The organism is Kurthia sp. FSL E2-0154 (genome assembly GCF_038003625.1).
GTDB classification, from domain to species: domain Bacteria; phylum Bacillota; class Bacilli; order Bacillales_A; family Planococcaceae; genus Kurthia; species Kurthia gibsonii.
Genome location: NZ_JBBOPO010000001.1, coordinates 1,243,969 through 1,256,645 on the forward strand (window position 1 = coordinate 1,243,969; position 12,677 = coordinate 1,256,645).

Sequence of the window (12,677 nt, forward strand, 5' to 3'; positions counted from 1 at the left end):
GCGACACACTTGGATTACTACATGGAGTAACCAAGAATTTGGGGATTGCTCTACTAATATGGAGTAAATCGCTACAATCGCGCAGATGTACACTATTATTTTTTTCGGGTATTCGGATTTTATGGTGGAAAAGGGCTTATAAATCACCCTTCTCCAAATTCTTAATAAGTGTGGAAAAATCGACACCAAAGTTGTCTGTAATGTCGTGATCATTCACTTCATACCAATTGAAAGTATCGTATAACATAGCTTTATTGAAAGCACTTGAATTAAATCGTGGCTTACGCTTTTTATGGAGCTTCTCATTGAAAAGGATTTTGGCTCGTAAGGCATCAAACGAGTAACCTCTACCCATTCGCTCTACCTGCCTAATAATGCTGTTAATTGACTCCGTATAAGCATTAGTGAGCCTTTTATCAAAGTAGTTGAATATTTCGACATGCCAGTTGTCTACGGCTCTCACGAGGTCTTTATATGCGTCTTTAGAGTTGCTGGACATACAACGGTGTCTCCATTGACTATAACGAAGATGACCTTCATCTGGATCAGGAGTATCCCATATCCAGTAAAACTCTTCTTTGAGTTCATAGGCTTCTTTTAAAGCAGGAAGATTACCTAACCAAGTATCTAAGAGGAATGATTCACGTTCATTTAGATCGTGTTTACGCTTTAGAAGGATAAACCTTTCACGCATAAGGGTACGTCTTTCTTTTTGGCTCATATGGGCTTTCAAAGACTTTCTGACGTTATCTAAGGCTTGATTAGCCATTCTAACTACATGAAACTTATCTACGACAACTTTAGCGTGTGGAAGGATAGTGTTCACTGCGTCTTTGTAGGGCTTCCACATATCCATTGTGACGTACTCAATGTAAGTCCTGTCACTGATTTCTGAAAGACGTTGGATGACTGTTTCCTTGTTACGGTTAGGCTTGATGTCATAAATAGTCCTGCGTTCAATATTAGTCAATACAAGCCGAGGTCTACGGATAATATGTATCTCGTCTATCCCAAGCCACTTAGGAGTTTCAAACTGGTATTCACGTTCTTTGAGTGCCACATAGTCCTTAAAAACGTTCCTAATGGTTTTCTCGTCAACACCAACGCTTTCTGCGACTTCTACAAAGGTCTTAGACATGGATTGCTCTTGAATGGACTTTAAAAGCCTTTTGGTCATACTACGCTTTTCATCTACAGATATTAGGCGTTCCCAGAAGGTAGATCCGCATTCACGACACTTGTATCGTCTACGGTTCAATTGTAAGCCCACTCGCTTTAAACGAATGGGCAAATCCATAATTAGTTGATTTCTTGAACTGTGTTTGTACAACTTGTCAAAACCACATTCAGGACAACGTTCAGGTGGTCCGACTGCTTCAACTTTAAACATCATATCGGTTTCATTTTCTTGTGGCGGTTCTATTGTTTTAATGTCTGGTAGGGATAATAAGTCTGACATATTATTCATCCTTTATTACTCTGCGGTGTTAAGGTATCAATTATAGATTTGATGTCGAAATCATCAGTGTTAAATTATTTTTGTGACCACAAATGCACTTAGAAAATCCCTTAAAGCATTAGCTGGTTCACTTGAATAGGGAGTTGTAAAAAAGTTCCCTTAGCCTGCACAACAAGATAATTTCGAAATATCTTTATCGAACGTAAGTGCAGCTAATTTTAGCCCTTCAGCCATTGTTAAATATGGTGCTAGGGTTTCTGTTAAATCTTCTATCGTTAAGCCAAATTTAACAGCTAATGATGCTGCATAGATGACATCTCCTGCATTCTCAGATACAATATGAACCCCTAATACTTTTAGTGTTTCTGCATCTGCTACTAGTTTAAATACACCGGTTGTTTCACGGTTTACAATTGCTCTTGGAACAGCATCTAAAGGTAATACAGATGTCTTCACATCGTACCCTTTCTCTTTTGCTTGTTCTTCTGTTAAACCAACCGTTGCAACCGTCGGATTCGTAAACGTAACAGCAGGAACTACCGATAAATCTATTTTTTTGTTTAATCCACCAATAGCATTATCAGTAATAATTCCACCTTCATAGGCTGCTACATATACAAATTGTGGTCCTAAAGTCACATCTCCTGCTGCATAAATCTTTTCATTACTTGTTTGACCAAAATCATTGATCAGGATTTCATTATTTTTTCCAGTTTCAACACCTGCTGCACTTAAATTTAAAGAATCCGTATTTGGTTTTCTTCCAGTGGCAACAAGTAACTGATCTGATTCAATGACTTCTCTACTGCCATTTACTGTTACGTAAACCCTTTTTATCTCTCCACTTTGTTCAACACGCTCAAAAGTTGCCCCTTTGACAAGGTTTATACCCTGTTCAATTAACGCTTTTTCAACTGACTCTGAAATCTCAGGATCATACTCCTTTAAAAGTCGCTCACTTCTTTGCATAAGCGTTATTTCTGAACCTAAATGATGAAATAGTTGTCCAAGCTCCATTCCAATGTATCCTGAACCAATTACAGTTAATCGTTTTGGTATTTTCTTTAACTCAAGAAGTGTTGTACTAGTTAAATAGTCCATTTTTTCAAGTCCTGAAATTTGGGGCAACGAAGGCGATGCACCTGTTGCAATTAAAAAGCGTTTTGCAGATAACTTTGCCCCATTGACCTCAACCGTACTAGCATCAACGAATTTTGCTTCACCTTTAATTAAATCAAAATTATATTCATCAATTAAATCCATATATTTTTGATTCCGAAGTTCGCTCACCAATTTATCCTTTTGCGTGATTAAACTAGCTAAATCCACTTCTCCAGCGGATGTTTGTAAACCTATAAACGGATTGTCTTTTGATAAATGATTGATTTCCCCTGCCCTAAGAAGAGTTTTTGACGGAACACAGCCAATATTCACACAGGTTCCCCCAACCGTTCCACGCTCAATCATTCCAACTTTTGCACCGTATTCTATAGCTTTAATTGCCGAAGAAAAGGCAGCAGCACCAGAACCAATAATAAGAAGGTCATAATTGTCTTCATTAATTAACGCCACGTTTTCTAGTGATGATACTTCTTCAATTTCTCCGGCTTGGTAATTTGCTTCATCAATCGCCTTTATTGCACTTTCAACCTCAATATCATCGGGCAGTTCAAATACTGCTTCACCACGACGATAACTAGACTCAATATTTTTAGCACCTATCTTTTCAAGTGCTGATTCTACGTGTTTTTCACAACCCGTACAAGTCATTCCTGAAATGTTTACCTTAAATTTATTCATAAAAAAGCTCCTTTCGTTAATTAATCTCTCATGTTAATGTTTCTATTATTGGACACGAATGTAATTGCTTTTCATCTGGACATCGTTGTTTTAAGTCGTCTAACATAGTTTCAATTCGTTTTAAATCCTCTATTTGTTTTTGCACTTCCTTTTGTTTTTTAGAAACAAATTCGAACATATCTTGACAACGAACTTCATCTTTATCTACAACACCAAGTAATTTATAAATCTCGCTTAAAGAAAAACCAAGTTCCTGTATTCGTTTAATAAACCCAACACGCTTAACGTCATCATATGAATATATCCGATAACCAGCTTCCGTTCGGTGAGGTTCTTGTAATAAATTTTTTCGCTCGTAATATCTGATCGTTTCTTTATTAACTCCACATTTATCTGCAAACTCACTAATGCGATAAATCATCTTATTTCACCCCATGAATATTATAAACCGTGTACCATAGTACACGGTCAAGTAAATTGGACTATTTTATTTTTTTCCCAAAGTATCACTCGTATGTGATTGATACTTTTATATAATACTATTGATTATCCTAACATCCCACCAGAAAATCCGATTTAAACACCAGTTGTTTTTAAACTATTAAGAAAGTAATTCCGCTATATATTCCGAAGACCCTTTTTTTCATTTATACCATCTTAAAACCAACTAATACTATCTGAATAATATTTTCTATGTTATACTTCGAATAATAGACGACAGGAAAGGGGATTTTCTATGACATCTATTCAATTAAAGCCTGAAGCAAAACGCTACATTCAAAATCACGGAAGCTACAATCCATTTACAGAAAATGAACAAGGAATTCAAATTGAACGAACACCTTTCTTACAACGACATATTCAATTAGATGGCATAACATCCATAGAAAACACATATTTTACAGCTAAAGATGGTACCAAAATTCCGATTCGTATTTATACACCTCATACAGATGAGACGATTTTACCTGTCATTTTATACTTTCATGGCGGTGGTTGGGCAATCGGTGATTTAGATTATATGGATGGTGGGTGTCAGTATCTGGCTAAACATAGTCAGGCGATCATTGTCAATGTGGATTATCGTTTAGCACCTGAACATCCCTACCCCATCCCGCAACAAGATGCGTATGATGCACTAAACTGGATTTACCAAAATCCATTACAACTACCGATTGATTTAAAACGTCTCGCTGTAGCTGGTGACAGCGCGGGTGGTAATCTCGCTGCTTCGATTGCCGTACGAGCGATTGAAGAACAAGGACCGACCATTCAAGCTTTGCTACTTACGTATCCTGCACTGGATGCCACTGCTACTGTAGCAAAAGAGGACCTTCAATTCGCCAAACAATATGGTTTAGATGACGATGAATTAGATCTTTATTATCGTTATTATGTACAAGAGAATGAACGTCTCACGCACCCTTATGTCTCACCTGCCCTTTATGAGAAGAAGTCATTACTACCGCCTACGATTATTGTGAGTGCTGCTTACGACGTATTAAATCATGAAGGCGAAAAGTTTATTGAGCAACTACAACAAGCAGACGTTCAATCAGAGCGCGTGATTCTCGATGGCTTAATTCATAGTTTTTTCAGTAAGATGGACTATTTCGAACAAGAAACAGAAGAGGCAACGATTCACCTATCCAACTTCTTCCATTCTATCATACAAGATTGATTAAATTTTAAACACAGAAAAGAGACCGAGACAAAATTATTTTCAATAGAGCAAATCCCATATGATTTTTGAAATCATATGGGATTATTCATTTACATCAATTTCTGCTTCGAAAAACGAATAGCGGTAGGCAAGAAAAGAACGCAACGTCCTGTTGCAAATCTTGCCCCACTACATCACGTAGCGTTCGGGCATGGCTTCAAACTCCTCGTCACTGCGTTCCTGTGGGGTTTTCAGCTCATGCTATTCCCGCAGGAGTCGTTTTCTACGCACTCAATTGATTTAATTATTCGTATTTGAGATACTCTAATTTTGTTCTGCACAGCTTCTTATTCATTTTCAATGAATTTCCACTATAAAGAATAATATATATTCAAAAAAGTCTTATTAAATGTGATTCTATCTTAATGTATATATTTATAGGCTACATACCCTACATACTTCTTACCTTTTTTTACATACTGTACTTTTACCCAACCTGTTTTTTTACTATCATCAATATTTATGAAAGGTCCTTCATTTCCATTCATATCATAATAATATTCTAGTCGAGTCCCCAATGGAATCTTTTGAATTACTTTTGAACTACTTGTTGCTTTAGAACGCAAATTTACATCTTTAGCATTAACGATAACGTAATCAAGACTATACAAATTTACTTTTAAATATTTAACTTTTATATACCCTACTTTATTTCGCACTAAATTTTTTTGATATTCTGGTGCTTTTGAAGCATATTTAACTTTTACCCATTTTTCATTTACAAATTTAATAATTTTAACACGATTTGGAACATAGTCTGTTCCTTCTGGATAATCAACTGAAAATCCACTTTTTATTTTACCTATTTTTTTACCATTGGGTTTGTTATAAACTGTTGTCGATGATACAAAACTATTATACCCACTTCTAGGACTATCTTTTAATTTAGCGCTTGACTCTGTTACAAAAACTGATGAGAATCCTAACATTAAAGCTATACATAAAATAACTTTCTTCATATCTTACTCCTCCTTTTCTTTCACAACTATACAGAAGTTTATAATTTAATTATACCTATTTTTTGTTAAAATATGCAAAAATTTGATTCTAATTAAATTTATTTTTCCATTTATAACATATACATCGAAAAGAGCCTCAGCATTTTTTTATGCTGAGGCTCTTCTTGTTATGATTGCTTTTTAAATTCTACATCGAGCGCTTGGTACGCTTGTTGGAATTTTCCGCCGTCTTTTATCGCAGCATGATATAACGCTTTTAGCGCATAATCATTTTCTAAAGACATGGATTGTTTAATCTCATTCAATTCTTTTTTCAATTGAGGAGTGGTATTGACTAATTTTTGCATTTGATTTTGATGGTAACGCATTGACTTCACTTCCTTTATCTTTACAGTATAACACGATTGAAAATAAATAGTATTGGTAATCACTTCCACTTTTCTGTATAGTTAAATTAGGTTTCTTTTTTCTGCAAAAGGGGGTGTTTTCCGTTGAATAGGAAACATTTGAGTATTATGATTGGCGCTATTTTCTTTTTAACAATCGCAATGGGGATTGGTCGCTTCTCTTTCACATCTGTTCTTCCTTTTTTACGGGAATCGGAGAATTTATCCGTTCAAACAGGTAGTGTAATTGCTGCTGGGAACTATATTGGCTACTTAGTCGGTGCTTTTGCGGCTGGTTGGATTGTGAAATATCAAAAGAGTATTTTAGGATTAAATGTCTTCTTATGCATTTTATCGGTCTTTTTCATGGGGGTAACCGATCAGGTGAGCATGTGGTTCTCACTGCGTATTGTTAGTGGCATTACAGGAGGTATTATCTTCGTACTTACGTCGAGCATGCTAATGGATTACTTAGCCAAATACCAACTTGGCAAATGGTCTGGCTATACATTTAGTGGAATCGGACTTGGTATTGCGATCTCTGGATTAGTTGTACCGCTTTTCGTTTCATACGGGAATTGGCGGATTGCTTATTTCGGTTTAACAGCCATCGCAGCTTTCTGTATGGTCATTACATTCATTTTATGGCGTAATCTACGGGCCGAGCCACATATTAAAAGTCCAAAATCAGATAAAGTACTACGTGGTTTTATGGTTTGGCTGACGATTGCCTATGGTTTAGAAGGTCTTGGCTATATCATTACAGGTACATTTTTAGTTGACTTGGTACATAGTATTCCGAGCATTCAACAATATGCTGGCTTTAGTTGGGTCATTGTCGGTTTAGGTGCCATTCCGTCTGCACCGCTCTGGATTTGGCTCATGACAACCTATAAACCAACGACGATTTTATCCATTGCATATATCATTCAAATTGTGGCTGTCATTTTGCCCGTTCTTACGACGAATATTTGGACGGTACTTTTATCGGCGCTACTATTTGGCTCTACGTTTGTCGGACTTGTTGCGATGTCAACAAGCTACGGAAGACAACTTTTCCCGAAAAAGAGTGCCAGTGTCGTATCGATTTTAACGACTTCCTATGCAATTGGACAAATCATCGGACCCATTGCAGCTGGAATTCTAGTGAAGCAATATGGAAGTTACAATGCTGCGCTTGTATTGGCATCCATCATCATTTTGTTCGCACTCATTCTCTTGCGTGTCGGCTTACTTTTTCAAAAAAGCCCCGCAACACAAGCTGTTGAATCCACAAGTTTAGAATAAGAAAAAAGCGTCATTGCAATTGGGGGTTGCAATGACGCTTCATCTCATTTTGGGGAGAGATGTATGATTTTGTTTTTGATAAACGCATTGACCTGCGACATATGTTTCTTTCACTGTTGTTTCGCTGATTTTTTCAGATGAAACGGTGAAAAAATCTTGTTCTAATACGACAAAGTCTGCGTGATCACAATGAATAAAAGTACAATGACTAATACAGATGTTAAACTGAGAATCCAATTGTCTCCTAACAGATTTCTGATTGTAGGTGGAAAAATTAAGTTGCCCACACCGAAGTAAATCGCAAATACTGCGAGCCCCACAACGACTGTATGTTGAATTGTTTTCAATAGATTGTCCCTCTTTTATAAATCGCTTAAGCCACCAATTCTTTTCCCGTTCCTGTGCGTCCAAAAATCATCAATGTGGAATCCGTTTTAGCGAATTTTTTCATTTTTTCTTGTACGCGAATTGATTAATCACTTGCAGCTACAACATCTTCGATTGTGTGAATTATATTATTTTTTCGATAATTTTTATGTTGCGGATAATCTTCTAAAACATGAATATCCTGATTTTCATAATCATGTTTTGAGAATTCAATCGCACCTTTCACAACCCCTTGTGTATCTAAAATTGGGTACGTTGAATTTTTCGAAATATACGTGCTCCATTGGCTTCCCTGTTTTTAAAACGGTAATTAATGTGCTATCTTCTAACGTTAAATTATCATATACTGCTGTAATGTTTCGACCGACAAATTGGTCCATTGTATAACCTAAGTTCGTCAAAATTTGTAAATCCGCCATATCAAAAAATAGAGTTTGACCATGTTGGTAGACAATGAGCTTATTGTCATAATCCTTTAAATATTTTACATCTTGTAACATGTTCATTTTCCTACCTCTAGTTGCTTATTACTTGAATTGAAGGGTGACCGACCAAAGTTCTGCTTGTGTACCAATTCGCATTGGTGGACCCCAAAAACCATATCCTGATGTCACAAGATAATCGGTACCATTTCGTTTTTCGTGACCATAGTTTAATTTATAAATGAATTCTGTCATCCATTTACCCGGCCAAATCTGACCTGCGTGTGTATGACCAGACATCATGAATGACACACCTGGATCATTCATTGTTTTACTTGGTTGATGGTCAATCACAATCCAAGGTTGCCCTCTCTTCACTTCTTGTTGAAGTTTTTGTAAAGAAGCACGCTTTTTATTTGTTGCATCATCACGTCCTGTTAATGCGATATCACCTGCTATTGTGACAGTTTGATCTTGTAACAATGTCACATTCGCGTTTTTCATGGCTTGTTTTACAGCTGGAAGCTCGTCTCCAATGTACTCATGGTTACCGAGAACTGCATAAACACCATATGTTGCTTGTAGTTTCTTCAATTCATCTTTCATCTGCTGTTCATTAAACCACTTTGGTGAGTCATCTACAAGGTCTCCTGCTAAAATAACAACATCTGGCTTCTCTTTATTTGCAAGCTCTACAAAACGTGAAAGGTGCTTTTTATTCGAGAGTAATCCTAAATGTGTATCGCTTGCGACAACTACTTTTAATTGTTGACCATTCGCCTTTTCAAGTCGGTCAATTGTTTGATAATGAACGACTGGTGTATAAGCATAATATGTACCTACACCAGCCGCTATTAATAGTATTACAATGGCGCTACTTCCAATGATTCGTGTATAATGTCGTCTTAAAATAAGCGATAAAATATTACAAACGATACATAAAATGAGTCCATACGAAAAAGCAAATAACCAATAATCACTTATTATTTTCAAAAAATCGAGTGAGATGAATCGCGTCAACATAATTGAATACGCGATGAAGGCATAAATAATCCAAAATGCTACTTTCCCTCGCTTCAAACCGAAATTTTTCATCAGTACACGTATATTACAGCCAATATAAAAAACAAGTGCGGAATAAATGAAAAGCGCAATAATGATAAATAATATCACTTTAAATGTCATGCTATTCCTCCTTTTCTACAAGTTGGCACGTATGACTCCGCCACGCATACTGTTCAAAATCATTCACAATATAACTTTCTGCAAACGTCTCTCTTGCATGTTGTACAAGGCGTTGTAAATCATGTGATAAAAAACGTGCACTAATATGATTCATGAACAACTGCTTTGCGCCCGCTTCTCGTGCCACGCGCGCCGCTTCTTCATTCGTCGCATGACCATAAATAGCAGCAAGCTCCGAAGTTCCTTCATCAAAAGTCGCTTCATGAATGACTACATCTGCGCCTTTTGCTAAATCGATAGCTGCCTCACAGTAACGTGTGTCACCTAAAATCGTCACAGTAAAGCCTTTGATTGGTTCAGATACAACTTGTTCACTTGAAATAACTTCCCCGTTCTCTAATTGTACATCAAAACCATTCTTTAAGCGTCCTAGTAGCGGTCCATTCGGTACACCAAGTTGGCGTGCTTTTTCTACATCTAACTTACCTGGTAAATCTTTTTGGACGATTCGATAACCATAACAAGGAATGACATGCTCTAATTGACGTACATATACTTGAAATTGATCATCTTCAAATAATAAACCTTCTACTACTTCTACAAAATGAAGCTCATATGTTAGATGCGTCTTCGTGACATTCAATGTCATGCGAACCCACTCTTCTAATCCTTTAGGTCCATAAATTGTTAGTGGGTCATTCCCACCTAAAAAGGAGCGTGAACTTAAAAAACCTGGTAAGCCAAAAATATGATCCCCATGTAAATGTGTAATAAAGAGTTTATGAATCTTACCTGGTTTAATCGTCGTATGTAAAATTTGATGTTGCGTTGCTTCACCACAATCGAACAACCAAATTTCACCGCATTCTTCTAATAATTTCAGCGCAATTGAAGATGTATTGCGCAGTTTAGATGGCATGCCTGCCCCTGTCCCTAAAAACTGAATCTGCATTTCATTTCCTCCTAATGATCGTCTAAAAAATCTTTACTAAAACTCGTCTGCGCTGTGTAATCAGGATTTTTAGCTACAGAGACACCTTTTTGAAGACTATTTTTTCCGTATTTTCGTTGTAACTGTTCTACCAACTTTAAAACCGGTTCTTCTTTTGCATGTTCTGCATAATTAAAAATCGAAAGTTGTTCAGCCGCTTCCCTACGATTATATACATGACTAACCGTAACCCCCATTAAGCGTAACGGTTCAAAGTGCCAATGTTTGCGCACTAATTTAAGTGCCTCACGTTCAATATCTTGCTGCTCATAGATGCCATTTTTAAATGTTATAGAACGCGTTTTATTTTGCCAATCTGATGTTCGCATTTGAATTTGCAAAGTCGTACCAGCTAAATTTTTCGCACGTAATCGTTTTGCTACTTTTTTACTTAATTTTTGAACCATCTCTACTACTTCACGCATCTCTACTAAGTCTACAGCGGAAGTCATCGAATTACCAACCGATTTTATATCGTAAATGGCTTCTGGGTCTACTTGTCTACGATCTATACCATGTGCCTTTTCCCATAGACGAACCCCATTCTTTCCCATCCATTGATGCATTTCTTTTTCCGTTTTCTGTGCTAAATCACCAATCGTTTCAATGCTATACGTGACTAACTTTTTCGCCGTACTCGCGCCTACTCCATGCATTTCAATCGTTTTTAAAGGCCATAATATATGCGGCACTTGTCTTTTTCGTAGCACAGTGATGCCCATTGGTTTTTTCATATCGGAAGCTGTTTTCGCTAAAAACTTATTCGGTGCAATCCCGATGGAACAAGGTAAATCGAGTTCTTCTTTTAACTGCATTTGAATTTTTTCAGCTAATTGAATCGCTTCACTCCCATGCACAATCTCTGTCACATCCATATATCCCTCATCAATGGATACAGGTTCAACAAGATATGTATAGCTTCTTAATAGATCGAACATCGCTTTTGAAGCCCGTCTATAGGCATCAAAATTAGGTGGGAGGAGAATGATTTCAGGACACTTTTGTTTTGCTTCCCATACAGGCATCGTCGTATATACACCTTTTGCCCTCGCTTCATAGGAACAGGTAACTAAGATGCCACGACGTTCCTTCGGGTTACCAGCTACCGCAATCGCTTTTCCTTTTAGCGTCGGATTCAATGCTTGTTCCACTGAAGCATAAAAACAATTCATATCTAAATGAAAAATAATACGCGCTTGTGTCATTTCCTCACCTCTTCCCAATCATATGTTCTTATTATAATATGTTTAGAACTTGCATACCATCTATGTTACTTAAACAATCTAAAAAAATAAGGTTTGAACATAGCGCAATTCCTACGCATGTTCAAACCCACTTTTATTTATTCTGCTTCTGCTTCTTTATTTTTTAAATCAACCATATATTGTTTAATTTCTTTAATGCCTTCTAATGAATCCACTAATACAGATGGTGATACGAGTGTAATCATCCGTTCATCTAGGTTAGCGACAGCTGTGAAATAACGTGTACGTGCATAATTCACAAGCCCTACTTGATTCAATTGTTCTGTTGGAATATCTAAAATTTCTTTTGCTTCTAATACTTTTAATGCAAATGTGAAATCATCGACATGCAGTACGAGTAAACGACTTAAATCGCCACCACCGCTACGACCATATAAAATACGTTCGAAATCTAAAATCGGTACTAATTCACCACGATTTTTCGTTAATCCATCGACATAGTCTGGTAAATGTGGAATACGATTTGTCATTTCAATTTTTTCAATTGAAATCACATGATCGACTGATACCGCATATTCTTCCTGACCGCATCGAAATACGACTACTTTAGAATTTGTCATATTGAATTTACCTCCATTATCTATCTTGATGTTTACTATGTATGACATGGTGCTATTCATTATATAGTAAAAAGGACATGAAATCAAAATGATTATTAAAACTAAAGAACTAATGATACTTATGGCATATTCCCTGTTTTATACAAAATAAAAATACTTATTTCTATCGTACTTTCGTATTTTTCTTATAAATACTGCTTTTTTAATATTTACATATTAAAAAGCCGAAATCTCGCCAAGCAGCAACATTTCG

15 protein-coding genes are annotated in these 12,677 nt (G+C 36.5%); 2 read left to right on the plus strand and 13 right to left on the minus strand.

Annotated elements, in window-relative coordinates; genetic code table 11:
* Positions 1-136: 136 nt before the first annotated feature.
* From MHB75_RS06095 to merR, 3 genes are all read right to left on the minus strand, one after another.
* A complete protein-coding gene (locus MHB75_RS06095) occupies positions 137-1,459 on the minus strand; it encodes an ISL3 family transposase (protein WP_009374086.1) in 1,323 nt (440 codons plus the stop codon).
* Between the two features lie 159 nt (positions 1,460-1,618).
* On the minus strand, positions 1,619-3,259 hold the full coding sequence (gene merA / locus MHB75_RS06100; RefSeq protein WP_002440486.1) for a mercury(II) reductase: 1,641 nt from the start codon (positions 3,257-3,259) through the stop codon (positions 1,619-1,621).
* 28 nt (positions 3,260-3,287) lie between these two features.
* A complete protein-coding gene (gene merR, locus MHB75_RS06105; RefSeq protein WP_001863748.1) occupies positions 3,288-3,680 on the minus strand; it encodes an Hg(II)-responsive transcriptional regulator in 393 nt (130 codons plus the stop codon).
* Positions 3,681-3,995: 315 nt separating this feature from the next.
* Here merR and MHB75_RS06110 point away from each other — a divergent pair, with 315 nt between their 5' ends.
* The gene (locus MHB75_RS06110; RefSeq protein WP_340996521.1) at positions 3,996-4,940 is read left to right on the plus strand and encodes an alpha/beta hydrolase; all 945 of its coding nucleotides are present in this window, start codon (positions 3,996-3,998) and stop codon (positions 4,938-4,940) included.
* A 404-nt stretch (positions 4,941-5,344) separates the two neighbouring features.
* On the opposite strand, the gene MHB75_RS06115 is transcribed toward MHB75_RS06110, so the two are convergent.
* Together MHB75_RS06115 and MHB75_RS06120 are read right to left on the minus strand one after the other, a co-directional pair.
* Positions 5,345-5,941, minus strand: coding sequence for an SH3 domain-containing protein (locus MHB75_RS06115; protein WP_340996522.1), 597 nt, complete (start codon positions 5,939-5,941; stop codon positions 5,345-5,347).
* A 167-nt stretch (positions 5,942-6,108) separates the two neighbouring features.
* Complete coding sequence (locus MHB75_RS06120; RefSeq protein ID WP_068453085.1) at positions 6,109-6,309, minus strand: hypothetical protein; 201 nt, start codon at positions 6,307-6,309, stop codon at positions 6,109-6,111.
* Between the two features lie 123 nt (positions 6,310-6,432).
* Between MHB75_RS06120 and MHB75_RS06125 the strand changes: the two genes are divergently transcribed.
* Complete coding sequence (locus MHB75_RS06125; protein ID WP_340996523.1) at positions 6,433-7,614, plus strand: YbfB/YjiJ family MFS transporter; 1,182 nt, start codon at positions 6,433-6,435, stop codon at positions 7,612-7,614.
* Positions 7,615-7,775: 161 nt separating this feature from the next.
* On the opposite strand, the gene MHB75_RS06130 is transcribed toward MHB75_RS06125, so the two are convergent.
* From MHB75_RS06130 to MHB75_RS06160, 8 genes are all read right to left on the minus strand, one after another.
* A complete protein-coding gene (locus MHB75_RS06130) occupies positions 7,776-7,961 on the minus strand; it encodes a branched-chain amino acid transport system II carrier protein (protein ID WP_141273405.1) in 186 nt (61 codons plus the stop codon).
* A gap of 26 nt (positions 7,962-7,987) precedes the next feature.
* On the minus strand, positions 7,988-8,083 hold the full coding sequence (locus MHB75_RS15100; protein WP_373863114.1) for a sigma 54-interacting transcriptional regulator: 96 nt from the start codon (positions 8,081-8,083) through the stop codon (positions 7,988-7,990).
* Positions 8,084-8,086: 3 nt separating this feature from the next.
* Positions 8,087-8,227 carry a hypothetical protein gene (locus tag MHB75_RS06135; RefSeq protein ID WP_340996524.1) on the minus strand — a complete coding sequence of 47 codons (141 nt, stop codon included), beginning with the start codon at positions 8,225-8,227 and terminating at the stop codon, positions 8,087-8,089.
* Complete coding sequence (locus MHB75_RS06140; RefSeq protein ID WP_340996526.1) at positions 8,211-8,507, minus strand: hypothetical protein; 297 nt, start codon at positions 8,505-8,507, stop codon at positions 8,211-8,213. Before MHB75_RS06140 ends, MHB75_RS06135 begins: the two co-directional genes overlap by 17 nt.
* A 21-nt stretch (positions 8,508-8,528) precedes the next feature.
* On the minus strand, positions 8,529-9,608 hold the full coding sequence (locus MHB75_RS06145) for a metallophosphoesterase (RefSeq protein ID WP_340996527.1): 1,080 nt from the start codon (positions 9,606-9,608) through the stop codon (positions 8,529-8,531).
* A gap of 1 nt (position 9,609) precedes the next feature.
* Positions 9,610-10,560 (minus strand): ribonuclease Z, encoded by a 951-nt coding sequence (rnz, locus tag MHB75_RS06150; protein WP_340996528.1) that lies wholly within the window; start codon positions 10,558-10,560, stop codon positions 9,610-9,612.
* 11 nt (positions 10,561-10,571) lie between these two features.
* Entirely contained in the window at positions 10,572-11,804 is a 1,233-nt protein-coding gene (locus MHB75_RS06155; RefSeq protein WP_340996530.1) for a DNA polymerase IV, read from the minus strand.
* 137 nt (positions 11,805-11,941) lie between these two features.
* Positions 11,942-12,424 (minus strand): chemotaxis protein CheW, encoded by a 483-nt coding sequence (locus MHB75_RS06160; RefSeq protein WP_141273395.1) that lies wholly within the window; start codon positions 12,422-12,424, stop codon positions 11,942-11,944.
* Positions 12,425-12,677 lie beyond the last annotated feature (253 nt).